9 protein-coding genes are annotated in these 16,750 nt (G+C 58.7%); 4 read left to right on the top strand and 5 right to left on the bottom strand.

Annotated features, from left to right (window positions below):
* Window positions 1–146: 146 nt before the first annotated feature.
* Window positions 147–632 carry a hypothetical protein gene (locus K227x_RS23835; RefSeq protein ID WP_145173808.1) on the top strand — a complete coding sequence of 162 codons (486 nt, stop codon included), beginning with the start codon at window positions 147–149 and terminating at the stop codon, window positions 630–632.
* A 43-nt stretch (window positions 633–675) separates the two neighbouring features.
* Complete coding sequence (locus K227x_RS23830; protein WP_246146153.1) at window positions 676–1,827, top strand: acyltransferase family protein; 1,152 nt, start codon at window positions 676–678, stop codon at window positions 1,825–1,827.
* A gap of 146 nt (window positions 1,828–1,973) precedes the next feature.
* Here K227x_RS23830 and K227x_RS23825 read toward each other — a convergent pair whose 3' ends face one another.
* Complete coding sequence (locus K227x_RS23825; RefSeq protein ID WP_145173803.1) at window positions 1,974–3,668, bottom strand: SHD1 domain-containing protein; 1,695 nt, start codon at window positions 3,666–3,668, stop codon at window positions 1,974–1,976.
* Between the two features lie 138 nt (window positions 3,669–3,806).
* Window positions 3,807–4,619: a HEAT repeat domain-containing protein gene (locus tag K227x_RS23820; RefSeq protein ID WP_246146152.1), complete on the bottom strand. Its 813-nt coding sequence runs from the start codon at window positions 4,617–4,619 to the stop codon at window positions 3,807–3,809.
* A 407-nt stretch (window positions 4,620–5,026) separates the two neighbouring features.
* Here K227x_RS23820 and K227x_RS23815 point away from each other — a divergent pair, with 407 nt between their 5' ends.
* A complete protein-coding gene (locus K227x_RS23815) occupies window positions 5,027–9,745 on the top strand; it encodes a DUF4332 domain-containing protein (protein ID WP_145173799.1) in 4,719 nt (1,572 codons plus the stop codon).
* A gap of 138 nt (window positions 9,746–9,883) precedes the next feature.
* Here K227x_RS23815 and K227x_RS23810 read toward each other — a convergent pair whose 3' ends face one another.
* A complete protein-coding gene (locus K227x_RS23810; RefSeq protein WP_145173796.1) occupies window positions 9,884–11,476 on the bottom strand; it encodes an ATP-binding protein in 1,593 nt (530 codons plus the stop codon).
* 319 nt (window positions 11,477–11,795) lie between these two features.
* Here K227x_RS23810 and K227x_RS23805 point away from each other — a divergent pair, with 319 nt between their 5' ends.
* Window positions 11,796–12,923 carry an HD domain-containing protein gene (locus K227x_RS23805; RefSeq protein ID WP_145173792.1) on the top strand — a complete coding sequence of 376 codons (1,128 nt, stop codon included), beginning with the start codon at window positions 11,796–11,798 and terminating at the stop codon, window positions 12,921–12,923.
* A gap of 184 nt (window positions 12,924–13,107) precedes the next feature.
* Here K227x_RS23805 and K227x_RS23800 read toward each other — a convergent pair whose 3' ends face one another.
* Both K227x_RS23800 and K227x_RS23795 read right to left on the bottom strand, forming a co-directional pair.
* Window positions 13,108–14,607 carry a sulfatase family protein gene (locus K227x_RS23800; protein ID WP_145173789.1) on the bottom strand — a complete coding sequence of 500 codons (1,500 nt, stop codon included), beginning with the start codon at window positions 14,605–14,607 and terminating at the stop codon, window positions 13,108–13,110.
* Between the two features lie 89 nt (window positions 14,608–14,696).
* A complete protein-coding gene (locus K227x_RS23795) occupies window positions 14,697–16,199 on the bottom strand; it encodes a sulfatase family protein (protein ID WP_145178372.1) in 1,503 nt (500 codons plus the stop codon).
* Window positions 16,200–16,750 lie beyond the last annotated feature (551 nt).

Raw genomic sequence — 16,750 nt, 5'->3', positions numbered from 1 at the left:
TCCCAATCGTTATCTCTGTGACAAACCACACTCGGATCCGCTCGGGGGGGCACAAACCATGACCCGATCGGGAGTGTCCCCGCTAGCCCGACCTAGGGTTCAGAACATCGAATTCCCCACTTCGTCCTCCAACCGATCCCCCTGTCATGCGAAGCGTGCCCCATCTAGGAACTGTCACTGTCGTCACGGCCTTTGGGGTGCTGCTGCTGATCGTTGGGCGAGGAATCCAAGGCAGGAAGTGCCCCCACCAGCGGGAAGCATACGTTCCCCAGTCGAGCAGCATGGCGACGGCCGAAGATGAATACGTCGCCCCGCGAATGCAGTACGTCGGCACCGAATTTCCCGAGATCCGTTCGGTCGGTCTGACCGCCAACGAGTGGTCGTCCAATCTCGACTCCGCTGATACCGACATGACGGATATCGAAACTGCTGATACCGAAACGACGGATATCGAGATGGCGATGATCGAGATGGTGGATGAAGTCGCTCGCGACAAGGACTCCCGCGGTGACCCTGGGCAAGTCGCCGCTGAATACGAAGCCGCCGTTCACCGTCTGGCCGACCAATGGTTCTTTAAGAAAGACCCCAGCCAGGCGACCAGCCAAGTCCAGTCGAATCCTTTCGCTGAATAGATCTCCGCGATCCCATTTTTCGTTCACTGCCCCCTTCCCTTTGATGCCGACCTTTGGCCGGATGTGCGAACGCCCCGTGATGGAATCCAACGCCAGCATACTGAAGCCCCACCGCCGAATTTTGGAACTCGATGCGCTGCGCGCGTTGGCGGCGATCAATCTGGTGCTGTTCCATTTCACGCACGTCTATGCAGTGAAGTTTGGGTACACGTCGCCGTTGGGATTTGAATGGCCCTTCGGTGCCTACGGTGTCGAGATGTTTTTTATCCTTAGCGGGTTCGTCAACAGCATGTCGCTGCTGCGGCGTGGGAAGCCGGTTGACTTTGTCGCCGCGCGGATGATTCGCATCATTCCGGTGTTCTTGTTGGTGATTATCGCCAACCTGTGGATTCTACCGCTTGCTCCGATGCATCAATCAGTGTCGGCCGGTCAGTTCGCTGCCAACATGACTCTGCTGCCGCGCGTGCTGGGATACGAATGCGTCGATCCGGTGATGTGGACGTTGCAGATTGAAATGATGTTCTACGTGTCGCTGGTGACGATGTTTTCCATCGGCGCTTTGCGTCGCTACTTTATCGGTTGGGGCACACTGTTGATGCTGTCGGTGACGGTCTGCCCGCTACTGGATGCGATTGCCCCGACCCACGGGGATGCCGGTTGGTTCGCAGCGGCTACCGCGGTCCGGCGATTGATGTTGCTGGATTTCGTGCCGCTGTTCGCGATGGGATTCCTGCTGTACATGATTAAGACGGGTGTCGGCAAACGATGGCAGAACATCGGCGGCATTCTGATTGCGGCAACCGTGTTTCACTTGATCGATCATGGCAAGCACAACCCGGCGGCGACCGCGCTGATCCTTGGCTTGGTCACCATGTGCGCCTATGGAAAGGTGCCGCCGCTAAGATTTCGTCCGCTGATCTACGTCAGCACGATCTCGTATGCGTTGTACCTGTGCCACAACAACTTGGGCTGTGCCCTGATCCACCGTTTCGACCATGCCGGCGTGCCTCCGCAAATCTGTTTGGGGATCGCCATCGTGTTTTCGTTCGCCATGGCCATCATCATCACCAACCGGATCGAACAGCCGCTGACCAATGGGCTGCGAAAGGGATGGTCGCGTTATCGAAACGGCGAAACCGAAGCCGCCGACGCGACGTGCCAGCCCTCGGGGAACACACCCGGGCTAAACCAATAACGCAAATGGTGCCACAGCATCGTCGTTAGCAGCCTGCGGATTGAGTCACCCGGCGCGTAAGCGATTGATACGATTCTGCCACTCGCTTGCGTCTCGTGGGGTGATTCCAACGCAGCTTTCTCGACAACGACGAAGTCAGCAGGACGTTAGCGCCGAGTCGCCGGCGCAAGACCGCTGATTTGAATGTCACGGTCGACCCAGCCGTCGGGGCCCCAACTGCTGCGTCCCGGGACCAGCCACCGGTCGGGATTCAGGTCGATGGCTTCGTTGTCGATTTGGCCAATGATCGCCTGGGCCGACGGGTGAGGCAGCGAAACGACGGACAGTTCGGTGACGGGCGATTTGCGGAAGATTGCCAGGCTATGGCCGACCGAAATGCATTGGGCACCGGCCATGTCATAACGCCAAACGGGAACGCCCCGGAAAATACTGACCAAGGCCCCCGAATCGGTTAGCAGCCAGTCGTGATCGATCCACAGCGGTTTGCCCTTTCCGAGGCTGTTGCGGCTGTGGATGTCACCGGCCAAGGCAGCGGCCGGCAGATCCCAGATGCGAACGCGGCGAGTGGTGGCGATGGCCAGTTGGTTCCCCAGAGGCGAAAATTCGACGCCCGGGACCTGCCGTTCCACCTTGATGCGTCCCAGCGATTCTCCCGTCGCGGACGATAGCAGTTCGACACCGCCTTCGTACGGAAGCGCGATGTAACGTTTGCCGCCGGATACCGCCGGGGTGGCACGCGAATCGACTCGGTCGATCTGGTACACCGATTCACCCGACACGATGTTCCACAATCCCATCGTTCGGTCGAACACCAACAGCACGTGTTCGCGATCGATCCACTGGGCATCGCGTAGCTTTCGACCCATGCCTGCCAAGCCGGTGTTGGCCAGTCCCGCGGTGGCCAGTCCCGCGGTAGCCCGTCCCGTGGTGGCCAGCCCGGATTGGGCTAGCCCTGTTTCCATGCTGAGGTTTCCCGCTTGCATGCCGGTTTCGATCGGCCGCCGGTGCCGGAACCCCATCTGGCCCGAATCCCAGCCGTCGACGACGGCCAAGTCGCCGCCACTGCCTAGTGAGTCGTAGTTGACCAGGACCAACGACTGGCCGCTGGGGATGTGGTGGTCGAGCAGTCGGATGGTTTCGTAGTGCAACATGGCGACTTTGGCATCGCCGGATGCAGCGTCAAATTCCAAAAGTTGTTGCCGGGTCTGTTCGCCCGGCAATCGAATGTTGCCGCTGATGGATGCCGCCAACACCGTCGTGCGGGTGCCCGATTCGTTCAGTTTGCAGACCGGGATCGGCGGCGACACGTCCATGTTGAAGTCGATCTTCGGCAACCCCACGCGAGTGTTGGGGATCGCCAGCGTCACCGGAGCACGATCGGATGGCAATGGACCGGGAAGCGTCGGGCGCACCGTGCTGACTAGCGGGCCGTCGAATCGGATCGTTGCACCGGAGGCAGTCGTGGGCGCCGTCGACGGGATTCGGAAAACGGGCAGCGGGCTGATCACGGGTGGCTTGGGCGGTTGTCTTCGTAGCCCGTTGGTGCTTGCGATGGACGCTTTTCGCTCCGCAACGTATTGCTGGTCCTCGTCGCTTAGCATCCCCAGCGGGATCGTCACGCGTCCGCCGTCGGCGCGCAGCAGGACGACAGAGTCGTCCGAACACTGGACCATCGATGCGGTGACCGAGAACGTGCCGCCGGTATCCACCCAGATGCGGTCGGAGTTCTGTGCGAAAACCGGCGGTGCAGAGCAACCGATGGCGACCGAGACGGCCAGGATGGTGCGTGTGGTGGCGGTGCGGATCGAAAACGATCGGCGGTGCCGGAGACTTGGGTTCATGAGAACAGTCACTGATCTTCACCTCGAGACGAACGACAGCGATTGCTGACGGTTGATGAATGGTGCCGGCGATCGTTGATCAACCTGCCATCACCAAAAAATTCACTTTGTCGTCGCGGTGGGGCCGCTGCGACCTGCTTACCACAGATCACGGACTCGATCTGCAATGCGGATTTCGGCTTCGGCGGCCGGCTTGCCGTCCAAAGCGGCGATCCATGTATCAGGATCGTTTCCGTAGTTCTTTCCGGTCACGCCACGCAGCGACTGCATCGCCAATGATCGCGTGGCAGGGTTTCGGTCCGACAGGGCCAGCCGAAGCGAATCGGTGGCAATCGAACCTTTGTGCTTGGCAAGCGATTCCATCGCACGATGTTTGACGTCGAGGTTGGTTTCGGTGCCGAGGGTTGAAGCCAGTAGACGAGCGGCCTGATCGCTGCGGAGGTCGCCCAGTGAATCACAGGCTTGCATCCGAACTTTCATGCTCTCGTCGTCCAGGCCCTTTTCGACAAGTGCCAGTGCCGATCCGTCTTTGATGTTGCCGGCCGCAAGTACCGCCAACCGTCGCATCTCTGGACTTTGGTCGTTTTCGATCATCCGCTTCAGATGCTCGCTCCAAACCTGCTGTCGCTCCGGCGCCATCGTTGCGATGGTGTCGGCCAACAACGTCAACTGTTCGCGTCGCTCGTGATCGGTGACCCCAATCTCTTCGTCTTTCTTCCACTCGTTCATCGAGTAGTAGGGGTTGGCGGCCTTCAATGCGTACAGTGGCCCATCTTGGCAGCCGACCATCGCAGCGGTGGAAACCAGGATCAGGCCGGCCATCATTTGACGCATCGCCAAACCGGACACTGGGGCCGCGACCCGGCACATCGGGTCAGGACGGCAGCCTAGCGGACGAACCTGCGAAGGGCCGGACAGGCGGATCAACCGTGACATAAAAGATTCCAACATTCAGATCGTTCGTTTCGTGCGCGACTCGGGCGTCCCCGAAATGGGCAAGTAACTTTGGCCTGTAACAAAGCCAGGCAGCCAAATCCAATACCAGTTATTGGCCGCCTACTGGCTGTTATCGGCTCAATCGAACGAAAACGTGCAGCCGTCCGAACCGCCAAAGAACAAAAAATCGATGCCGGCCATTCTCGTTTCACGCAGCCGCCAATCAGGAACACTGGATCAGAGCGTGAAAAATCACTCTTTTCGTGAAACACCCGATTCGACTAAAGTCCCATCGACATCCGCACATGACGCGGTGTTTTTGAACAGGATTCCCGCGGCGAGATACGCCATTCTGTTCCGAAAAACTGCAAAAATGGAATTTGCCGGGCTTTTAGCCCGATTGGCCACGGAGGAGCCTGACCATGTTGTTGGACCGAATCGATATCGACGCCCATGGACCCCTGAACTGTGTTGAATTGGGGCCGTTCGCCGAACACCTGAATGTGGTGTCCAGCCCGGACGGATCGGGGAAAACCGCGATCATTCGCTTTGTCCGCGATTCGCTGGTCAACCGTGACTATCCGCTGGGCATGATGAGTTCGTCGACCGGGCGAGTCGTGTGGGCCGATCGACACGGGCTGTTGCATTGCCGTCGCGAAAAAGATGGCACCGCCACCGGCCGCCGTACCGTCGAATTTGAATCACGCGGTGACCTGACCGGCACGCAACATGCCTACGGTTCCACCTGGGCTCACCACGTCGCGAATGCTGGCACTTCCGATTCGATGCTAGCAATTCAGTCTATCCAGTTGCCCGAAAGTTTGGTCGATGGTGTGATCACCGATACCGGCGTGACGTCGGTCGCTCGGGTCGTTTCGGCCTGCGTACGCAGCGGACTCGATTCGCCAGAAACCTATCGTTCTCTGCCACTCGGTCGCGACTCGGTCTATCGCGACCGCAGCACCGCACCGGATTCGGTGGCCGGGCATCGCCGCGACATGGCGGGCGATCGTCGCTACGAAGAAAAACAGCATTTGCGGGAAGAACTCGCGAGCGTCGAATCGGAACTCGCTCGATTGGGCGAACGTGGTCACGAGCGTGAATCTTTGGTTGCTCGCCGCGCCGAATTGGCAGCCCGATTGGCCCGACCTACTGCGGCGACGTTCGATCACTTCATCCCCCGATCGCGATACACCCAGTGGCAGCACGAACTGAATCGGCTTCACGATCGGGCTCGGCAACTGCGATATCGGCAATCGGAACTGCGTCGTTGGATCGCCAATATCGACGCTGATTTGGCACGATACAACTATCCAGCCGCCGCCGAAAGCACTTCGTTTGGCAGCCATGCGGCCGTGTCGGACGAAAACTTGCGTCGTCAGTTGGACGACCTGGATTCACAGATGATCCGTTGGCGGCGAGCCCTTTTGGAAGTTCGCGGACTACGACAAGCTCTGTTGGCTGGGCGTGAAACCTGGGCCCGATACGCCGGTGGTCCGATCGACGAAACCACGCTGCGACGGATGCGTCTGGATGGGTTCCTGCACGCGATCGATCATTATGAACCGTCGCGCGGATGGGACGACCATTACCAAAACGCATACGCCAGCACCTATCGTCCGCTGGTCCACTTGGACGAAGTCGAAGCACGCATCGATTCGGCGACGCGGAATATCGATTGGCTACTAAGCCGATACGCTGATCCATCGGCCGTGCAACATGCTTGGTTCGAATCGATCCCTGCGTCGGCCAGTTACCGGTCTAGCCAGTATCATCCTTCCGATGCGGCGTTCCCGCAGTCGTTAGGGGAAACTCTGCGTGCGATTCGCGAGGATCTGCGTGGGGTCCGTCGTTACACCTCGGGCGCTGCTGCGGTCTCCGGTACATTGTCCGAAACGTATCCCGCGGCCGAATCCAATCTGGGTGAACTGGAAGAACTGCGGCACAGCGAATCGTGGTTGGTGGCTGCCATCGAAGGGCTCAGCCGCCATCGACATTCTCTGCTAAGTCAGGATCCGACCAGCCGGGACCCACGATGGTTGCCGCGATCGGAACCGAGCGGTTACGACGTGAACTATCCCGCATCGGCAAGCAGCAACTATTCCCGCCTGAATTTGCCGGGCATGCGTTTCGAACGCAACGAACGATCGGGGGAATTGGATCGGGTCACCCACGAATTGAACCAATGCTTGAATTCGGCTGCCGAGATTCGGCGATCGATGCGAACTTTGCCGGTGATCGATTCCTTGGCTGCGCACGATCACGTTTCCTACCCGGGTGCATCGTCGTACTTTGGCTTTGCCGCTGGCGATTCGATCGACGGATATTCGGCGTCACCGGCTGACGGATACCATTCGGATTGGATCGATCGTGATGCAATCGTCGCCGAGATTCAAGCGATTGACGCTCGTCTGTCCTCGACTTCGCGAGTTCAGTGGCTGCGTGAACGACGTCAGCGTCTGCAGGACCAATTGCGAGTTGATACTGGACCGGTGCGTTCGCAGTCACCGCTATCGGACGCCGCCAGCAGTTGGTTGGTGCGATTGTCGGCAGGTCGTTTGCGACGCGTCGATTGGCCATATCAACTATTCCGCGCTCCCAGCGCGAATCCGCATCGTGATGGAAGCCTGGCCACCGGCGTGGTGATCAATGGGCAAGACGAGTCGCGTTGCAGCGGTGCCGACCGATCGTTGGCCGTGATGGCTGTCCGCTTGGCCGCTGGCGAATTGCTAAGTGAATTGGGACGACCGGTTCCATTGATTTTCGAAACGCACCGTGAACTGTTCCAAGACGACTTGGTTCAACATCGCTCGGCGTTCGGTGAACATGGCGATCATGGGCGTAGCAATCACCCCATCGCCGCCGCGCTTGCCGACTATGCCCACCGTGGGCGCCAAGTGATCACCTTTACCAGTCATCAAGGATTGGCAGAACAGTTGACACGCGTTGGTGCCCGCACATTTGCGGTGCACGGACAGCGCACCGTCCATCCGCATCGTCCGCTGTGGCGTCCCCAGTACGAAACAGAAACTTACGTGGGGCCACACCCGCACACCTATGGCGATCGAATGGCCGACGAAGTCCGTCCGGCTGGACCTTGGGTTTCCGATCGCGATACGTTTTCCGACCGCGATACCGTGGCCGGTCGCGGATTCGTTTCGCCATCAATGCATCCCGAAGGCGTGGCTCGCTACGCCACCTCGGGTGCCAACCGAACCTACGACATCAATCGCGATTTCGACATGGCTTGGCGCGAAGCTTATGGGTTTTACGACAATCCCGACCGGACGGGTTCCGATCGTGCGAATCCCGATCGCCCCTACCAGGGCTCGGTTCGAACCGATCAGGCCGTCGACGGTGCCGGCTATCGCGACGGGTACTACTTTGCCGATCAATTCACGACTTCCCCGGTGGTTCGCCCCGAAGGACGTTATCGCGATGCGGCCCCCGTATCGAATGACCCGGCAACCTTGGCGACTGGACCGTTGGTGGCTGGCGGCCAGATCGTCAAACAGGTCGCTGCACCGGAAAGCCCGTTCTTTCTAAGTGTGGATAGTCCGATTGACCAAGCACCGTCGATCGATGCCGTAGCGGCCGCTCGGTTGCGTGGGCTCAGCGTGACCCACATCAATCATTTGATGCAGCAGGATTCGAATCGTTTGGCCGATGCTTTAGGATTGGCCAACGTGGATGCGGCGACGATCCGTCGCTGGCAAGCCGAGTGCCGACTGGCGTGTCGCGTGCCCCAACTGCGTGGATTCGATGCACGCGTGTTGGTCGGCTGTGGCATCACCACCCCCGCCCAGTTGGCTGCCATTCATCCCATCGATCTGTTGGGACGAGTCGAGCAGTTTTTGGCGACCGAATGCGGTCAACAATTGCTGCTTAGCGGCAGCAGCCACGAACTTTCGCGTCTGACCAGTTGGATTGCGGCCGCCAACAGCAACCACGATCGTCAATTCGATGGGTTTGGACGTGGTCGCGTTGCCACCCGTCGCGCCAATGGATCCCCGCGGCATCGCCGCAGCATGGCGGCAGATCGCAGTGGTCAATATCTGGATGCGGACTTGGACGATGCCGATGATCTTCGCGGCGACTATGAATTCGATAGCGATCGTTACGAATACGAAGATGCCGATGGACGCGCTGTCCGATCAGGCGGACGTCGCCGTCGTGTGATTCGTACCATCGACGGTACCGCGGAACATTTGGCCGATGAATATTCGCGCCGTCGCACCCGCAATGGGGCTGGTTCTGCGGCCTCGGATCGTGACGATTCAAACCAACGTATCTACCCCGTCGCTGGATCATCCGGCGGTGGCGGTAATCGCGGCGGCAATGGATCCGGTAATGGATCGGGACGTGGCAAGGGCTACGGTTCGGGAACTGGCAGCGGATCAGGCAGCGGTTCAGCAGGTGGCTCTGGCACCGGTCGACCGAACACCGGGCGATCGGGTCGCAGCCAATCCCGCCGCAGCAATTCGGGACGTTCCGGATCCGATAGCGTGCAGCGTGAAGTCGTTCGATATGAACAGGCCGAACGTGAACCACGGTCGCAGCGTGCACCGCAAACCGGGCGCGGCTATGAACGCAGTGCGAGAGAAAGCGAGTCGCGTGAAGCCAGCCGGCGTGAATCCGGCCGACGACGTGTGCGAGAAGAACGCGAAGATCGCCGCAGCAACGATGGTGGAGACGAAAACGAACTACGTTTCTATCTGCAACGCGACAGCGACATCGTGGATGCCCCGTCGATCGGTGCTCGTATGGCAGAAAGACTGAACCAAATCGGACTGTACACCGTCGACGACCTGTTGAATTCGGATCCCGAAACGGTTGCGGAACAATTAGGACATCGACGAGTCGACGCTGACACCGTGCTGCAGTGGCAGCAGCAGTCCACGTTGGTTTGCCGGGTACCGATGCTGCGTGGACACGACGCACAGTTCTTGGTCATGGCCGAAGTTACCACGCCCGAAGAATTGGCTGGTCAGGACGCCGATGATTTGTTCGGAATCGTCGATGTGATCGCTCGCAGCAGCGATGGCAAACGGGTCGCTCGCGGCAGCAAATTGCCCGATCTAGAAGAAGTGACCGAGTGGATTGGCTATGCCCAACACCACCGAGAACTGAAAGCCGCCTAAACGACGTTGATCGGTTCGATTTGAAATTGAAAAGGGCAGGCCCTCCGTGGGCTTGCCCTTTTTTCGTTGTTGGACATGCACCACACGCAGCGAATTGCGTGTCCAGGTTGGATGCAGTGGTTAAACGGTGGGAAGTGATCAAACGGTGGGCAACGAAACATGGAACGTTGAACCGTCGCCAACCTTCGATTCGACCCAAATCTTGCCATGATGGGCTTTGATGATGCGTTCGCAAATCGCTAGTCCGAATCCCGAACCGCTGTAATCTGCGGAACTGACGGCCCGGACGCCGGGCTTGAAGATTCGATCGATCACATTTTCGGCCATGCCAATTCCATTGTCGGCGACGGTGATGGTGACTTCGTTTGCGGATGTGGTCGCGTTGATTTGGATGCTGGCATCCTCGGAATTGTTGTACTTCAGCCCGTTTTCGACCAAGTTCTGAATCACTTGCGGCAAGAGCGTTCGGTCACCGCGGATCGATGGCAGGTTGCCCACCTGCACTCGGTCGACATCTTGGGCGGGTAGGCGGCTGACCACGTCGTGGACCATCTGTTTCAGGTCGAAGGTTTCCATCGCCAGTCCTTCACACCCCGTCCTGGCGAACGCCAGCAGGCTAGCCAGCAGACGCGACATCACGCCGCTGGACCGTTGGATCTTGTTCAGGCAGTCCTGGTCGTTCTCGTTCAGTCGGTCGGCAGCGTCTTCGGCCAGGATTTGGCAGAAGGCATCGATGTGCCGCAGTGGTGCGCGAAGGTCGTGGGATGCGGTTCGCACGAAAGCTTCTAGATCCTCGTTCTTTCGCGACAGTTCGTCGGCTGCGTTTTCGGCCGTATGTCGTGCGGTTCGCAGGTGTGTGTTGGACCGCATCAGCAAGAACGTCAAAGCGGCCAAGCCAATCGACGCGATCGTGCCAAACCAAGCGATCACCGAGGACGCCGGCGAACGCTGCTGCCAGCCATCGGTGGGGACTCCCATCACCTGCCAGTTCCCGGTGGGAAGATTGACATCTAGGGTCAACGGTTCGGTCGTCTCGATCGACTTGTCGCCGTAGAAATAAAGGATGGACTGGTCCTGTGACGACCGTGCGCGAATCGCTAGTTGCAGTGAATCCGGTAGGCCGTCAACGATGTCGTCCAAAAGTTCTTGCTTGTTGATCAGGATCGACACCATCCCCCAGTACCGTTCGTTTTCGGCAGCGTCGTCCGATTTCACATAGACGGGAGCCCGGTTGGCAAACGCCTCGCCACCCTGAACCAGGCGGATGGGCGGGGAAAGCCAGGGTTGTTTTGTTTCGATGGCCCGAAGGAAATCGTTGCGTTGTTCCGGCATTTCTAGCAGGTTCAGGCCGATCGCTAGCTCGTTGCCCTGAAGCGGGTAGATATCGCTGATCTGGTTGTCTTGGATCAACGTCACACTTCGGATGCCGTTGCCCTCAGCCATCAGGGCACTGGCGAAGTTTGCAAATTCCTGATCGTTCAAATCGGGGTGCGTCGAAACGAATGCGCGTAGGCCTAGCGTCAAATAGATTCGTTTGTTCAACGAACTTTCGACCGCCGCACGTACCGTTCCAAGTTGTTGCACCACGTTGCTGCGGGACTCGGATTGGAAACGTCTCGCTTCGACACCGGCCAACCACCACGAAAGCAGGATCCCCAGCAATCCAAGCAAAAGGCTGATGGCCTTGGGTGACGAGAAAATCCGCCTTGCGTTCATTGTCTCGTCACTCACGGATATTTTAAGCTCGGTCGTTCCTCGGCGACAGACGCACAGACATTGCGCGTGGGCATCGACGATGTGTTGAAGCTTAGGTCAGCGGAGTTCGACGGCCATTTCCGTCTGCGCCGGTGGCACGATGAATGTCCTGATCCGCCGGATCGATGGCGGGATTCAGCGAGTGTTCGGGTTTTAGCGATGTCTAGGATCGGGGCGCATCGGCGGGTCGCAGCGGTAAAACGGTTTGCCTTCGCTGGCTAGGCCGCCTATTCTGGATGTCACCTGATTCTTTCTTTCCTCGTCGTTGTCGGGTTCGCGTCGTCGAACCCCGTTGATGTCGTCCTCCAAACTTCGCCGCCAGATCGCCTGGTCGGCAGCCCGCTTGATGCACAGCCGTGTTGTCACGGAATACTACCAAGCGAAACAGAAAGCAGCTCGCCAAACTGGGCGTGGTTGGGTCAAACCATCCGATCTGCCCAGCAACGCTGAGATTCGCGAACAAGTGCAGATTCTCTCGCGTCTCCACGAAGGCCACGGGCCGCCCGGCGAAAACGATCCGTCCGATCGGCTGCGGCGGATGCGGGTCCGGGGACTGTGGTGGATGAATCAACTGCACGAATTTCATCCCAAGTTGATCGGCAGCGTGCTGACCGGCGGCATTCGCGATGGTTCGGATATCGACATCCATGTCTTTACCAACCACCCCGACGTCATCTCGCAGCGTCTGGATTCGTTGGGGGCATCCCATACGATCCAGCGGAAACGGTTGGTCAAGAACAACGAGTTGCGGGTCTACACACACATCCACGTCCGCGACGAATTTCCCATCGAACTGACGGTGTATTCGACGTCTCAGTTGGGCTTTCGATTCCGCAGTTCGATCACCGGAAAACCAATCGAGCGGGTCTCGAAGGACGATCTAGAAAAGTTGATCCAGATCGAACATGGGTTTGATCCGAGTCAACTGCATCAGTGTCTCGATGACATGGACACCCGCCCGGATCGATGGAGTGTTTTCCTGGCCCTGCTGCTGCCGCTGGAGAACGTTCGCGAGAATCCGAAGGTTCACCCCGAGGGCGACGTCTTGCATCACAGTCTGCAGGTTTACGATCTGGCCCAAGACGAATCGGCATACGACGAAGAATTTTTGTTGGCGGCTTTGCTGCACGACATCGGCAAAGCAATCGACAAAGACGATCACGTGGCCGCCGGGTTGGAAGCGTTGGATGGATTCATTTCCGAGCGTACCGCGTGGCTGATCGGTCATCATATGGAAGCGCATCGAGTGCGCGACCACAGCATCGGGGCTCGTCGGCGAAAGCGATTGACAGCGCATCCCTGGTTCGATGATCTGATGCGGTTGAACGACTGTGACGTGGCAGGCCGGGTCGCCGGTGCCCAGACGTCGTCGGTGGAAGACGCGCTTGATTCCATCGAACAGCTAGAAGAAATGTTCGGCTGACCTGCGACCGCATTGCTGCAGCGGCAGATCAACCGAATGATTGCCGACTACCCGTCTTAGCAACGAACGCTCAATAAGTGTCGTTTCTTTCTTCCCCCCCCTCTCTCTACTCTCTGCCCCCGCAAACCGCTGCGCGGCGGGGGCCAGATGACTTTCATCGCGACACTCAATGATCGATCGTTGGTTAGCGAATCGCTTTATCGGGCAATTCGCTGCCGATTCCTTCGTCCAGCGGCATGGTGTCGTTGTCGATGCCGGCTTCCTTCATCAATCGTTCCAGTTCCGCCCGCAGTCCCAGGATTCGTTCTTGGTGCTCGGCGGCCTGTGCCAGGTTCACCGATTCGCTCGGATCGTTTTCGAGGTCGTATAGTTCGGCCATGTGGCGGTCCGGGCTGCCATCGCCGTGCGGGTAGCGAATGTATTTCCAGCGATCCGTTCGCAGTGCGCGGACATTGGGTGTGTAGGGGAACTGCTTTTCGTAGTTGTAGTAATAGAACAACGACGTCCGCCATTGGTCGGTGTCGCCGGCGACCAACGGTTGGATCGACTTGCCGTGGGCGTGCGGCAGTGGTTCGGCGCCGCATAGATCCAAAATGGTCGGTGCCACGTCGACGGTCATCACTTGTCCCTTAATTCGCTGGGGGCCATCGGGGGTTAGTCCGGGATAGCGAATGATCATCGGGACTCGCATGCTGGGTTCATGCGCGGTCCGTTTGTCGACCATGCCATGTTCGCCTTCTAGCAGCCCGTTGTCGCCCATGAAGATGAACACCGTATTGTCGAACTGGCCGGTTGCCTTCAAGTGTTGTTTCAGTCGCCCGACACTTTCGTCGACGGACAGGATGGTCCCCCAATAGTTGCGAACCATTTCCGAAAAGTCGACGACGCCGGCGGCGCTAGTGTCCGGGAAGTCTTTTCGCCAATCAAACAGAGGCCCGTAGATGCCGTGCCATGTCTTCAGACGTTGTTGGATCCATTGCGGTTTGTCGTGCAATTGGAATGACGAATGCGGGTAGTTGATTTCGACATGATCAAAGGCATGTTCGTGTTTCGGTTCGGGCAGATAGAAACTGTGCGGAGCCTTTTGGCCGATCATCAATGCAAAAGGTTGATCACGCGGCTGTTTTAGCCATTCGATCGCCATGTCGGTGACGACGGTGGTGTAGTAACCGGGCACGACCTTGCCGCCGGTTCCGTTGGTGTTGAATTCGGTGTCAAAGTACTTACCCTGCCCTTTGTGTGTCACGAAGTGGTCGAAGCCTGGGCGGGGCTGATCGTTCTGTTCGCCCATGTGCCATTTGCCGATGTACGCGGTTTGGTAACCGGACTTTTGCAATTGACGCGGGAAGCTGGCTAGCGATTCGGGATAGTCGGTAAAGTTGTTGGTGATCCCGTGCGCGTGGGCGTACAGCCCGCTTAGGATCGATGCACGGCTGGGCGAACACAGGCTGGTCGTGCAGAATATGTTTTCGAAATACAGGCCCTCGGCGGCCAGTGAATCGATTTCGGGGGTTTTTAAATGCGGGTGTCCGGCACAGGAAAGTGCGTCCCAGCGGATGTCGTCGCACAGCACCAGGACGACGTTCGGACGGACCGCGTCGGCGGCGATCGCGGCGGCAGGGTGCGAGCACGCGATTAGCAGCAGGGCAATCAGGTGTGGCAGTTTCAAGTCAGGCAGGTTCATGGGAAGGCATTGCTTGGTGCGAGAGAATAGGTGGTGGGACGTATCGTTCGGCTGGACCCCGAATGGCAATCGACCAGCCGTCGTGATCGTCAGTTTGCTAGCCGAGGTGCTGATTTCCCAGCATCGCGAATCTGTTGCAGTTTGGCACGCAGCCTGCTGACCTTTTCAGGATGGTCGGCGGCCAAGTTGTGGCGTTGCCCGATGTCGTTGCCCAGGTGATAAAGTTCGGCGGGCTGATCATCGTCGGCGGCGTAGCCGTGTTTGGTTTCCCAAGCCTGGTCGCGTTGGCTGCGGTATCCGTTCTTGGCATCGACCAGCAACCATGGTCCGCTGCGAATCGCGTACTGGCCGTCGAAGGTGTTGTGGACGTGTTCTTGGCGGACCGATTCTGCTTGGCCGGTCAGCAGCGGCATCAAATCGTGTGAATCTTCGGCCGCATCAGCGGGCAGGTCAACGTTCAGGTAGCCGGCCAGCGTCGCCATCAGGTCGATCTGGGAAACCAACGCGTCGTTGACTTGGCCGGCTTGGGTAACGCCAGGCCAACGGATGATCATCGGCACGTGGTGGCCGCCTTCGTAGACGTCTCGTTTCAGTCCACGCAGCGGCGCCGATGACCAGTGATCGAATTTTTGGTCACGCGCGTATGCATATTTTTCCGGGCCATTGTCGGCAGAGAAGATCACGATCGTGTTCTGGGACTGACCGGATTGTTCCAACGCGGCCAACAGCCGACCGACCGAATCGTCCGTCTCGCAAACGAAGTCGCCGTAGGGGCCAGCCTGGGATTTGCCGTCGAACGAATCGTTGGGGATGATCGGTGCATGGGGTGACGGAAAGGCAAAGTACAGAAAGAACGGCTGGTCGCTGTCCTTCTGTTGGTGGATGAAGTCGATCCCACGTTGGGTGATCGTGGGCAGCACTTGATAGGGATCCCAGCCAGCGACCATCGGACCTGGCCGGCATTCCCAGTTGCCCTCTTTGATCGGTTTCCATTTCGACGTGTCCATGATCTGGTCGGGGGCGGTGACGACGCGATCGTTTTCGATCCAGCCGTAGGGTGGGAAGTTGATCACCGAATCGCCAAAGTAGCTGTCGAACCCATGCGCCGTCGGCCCGTCCGGGATCGCTTTGTCCCAATCGAATGCGTCCGGCCCGAATCCCGCTTTGCGTCCTTTGCCCATCGGTTTGGCTCCCGGTCGTTTGACGGCGTCCCAGTCCCAACCCAGGTGCCACTTCCCAATCGCGGCCGTCCGGTAGCCGGCCTGTTGCATCATCTCGGGCATCGTCAGCCGGTCCGGATCAAACACCGATTTTCCAAAAGCGTTCACGATCCCATGAAAGTCTCGCCAATGGTGCCGGCCGGTCAGCATCGCATAGCGGCTGGGGGTGCAGATTCCCGAAGACGAGTGTCCGTCGGTGAATCGCATCGCCGAACGCGCCAGCGAGTCGAGGCCGGGTGTGGGGATCTTGGATTTGGGGTTTTGAATCGAGAGGTCGCCAAATCCCAAGTCGTCGGCGTACAGCACCAGCACGTTCAACGGTCGGCTAGCGTCCTGGGCGGCCAGCAAGTCGGAATGACCCGGTCCTGCCATCACGGCCAGGGCTATCCAAGCCAGCAGCCTGATGGAAAACGGGTGGAACCCAACCGGTGGAAACTTGCGTTGGGCGGGGCAACGAGCGGGGCAACGGACCATGTTGGATTCCAGGGATGATGGGGGACGCAGGATCGACGCCGGGACTCACGGATCACGCGTTAGGATAACCGGATCGCGGTCGTCGATCACGCGATGCCCAAGATGCCCACAGCGGGAATTGCAGACCCCTTCGCACCCGGTTGGAACTGATCTGGAAAATTCGAAGCGAATTTGGGATCAAGCGACTGTGCGAAACCGATACTTGGAATGATAATTCGCATCCCGCATCAACCAAGAACGAGGATTCGACCGCGAATCGTCCGTCTCTGAATTTGCTTGCCGTGAAAATCGGCGGGCGTCCCGAATTCTTCTGGTTCGGGACCCAACAAAGCGTTTGTTCGATCGAGTCTTCCGTGCAACCCGGCCCATCGTTTGGGACCGATGTGAAAACAGTGCGGAGATTCCTGTCCCCTCGGCGCCGTCCAATCCTGGGTCGACGTCTACATTAA

The sequence above is a fragment of the Rubripirellula lacrimiformis genome, from assembly GCF_007741535.1.
GTDB classification, from domain to species: domain Bacteria; phylum Planctomycetota; class Planctomycetia; order Pirellulales; family Pirellulaceae; genus Rubripirellula; species Rubripirellula lacrimiformis.
This window is presented reverse-complemented; position numbering and strand designations above follow the sequence as displayed.

Bases quoted from the DNA above. Each gene is read 5' to 3' on its own strand.
- K227x_RS23835 (WP_145173808.1), top strand. From the start codon at position 147: ATGCGAAGCGTGCCCCATCTAGGAACTGTCACTGTCGTCACGGCCTTT.
- K227x_RS23830 (WP_246146153.1), top strand. From the start codon at position 676: ATGCCGACCTTTGGCCGGATGTGCGAACGCCCCGTGATGGAATCCAAC.
- K227x_RS23825 (WP_145173803.1), bottom strand. From the start codon at position 3,668: ATGAACCCAAGTCTCCGGCACCGCCGATCGTTTTCGATCCGCACCGCC.
- K227x_RS23820 (WP_246146152.1), bottom strand. From the start codon at position 4,619: ATGTTGGAATCTTTTATGTCACGGTTGATCCGCCTGTCCGGCCCTTCG.
- K227x_RS23815 (WP_145173799.1), top strand. From the start codon at position 5,027: ATGTTGTTGGACCGAATCGATATCGACGCCCATGGACCCCTGAACTGT.
- K227x_RS23805 (WP_145173792.1), top strand. From the start codon at position 11,796: ATGTCGTCCTCCAAACTTCGCCGCCAGATCGCCTGGTCGGCAGCCCGC.
- K227x_RS23800 (WP_145173789.1), bottom strand. From the start codon at position 14,607: ATGAACCTGCCTGACTTGAAACTGCCACACCTGATTGCCCTGCTGCTA.
- K227x_RS23795 (WP_145178372.1), bottom strand. From the start codon at position 16,199: ATGGCAGGACCGGGTCATTCCGACTTGCTGGCCGCCCAGGACGCTAGC.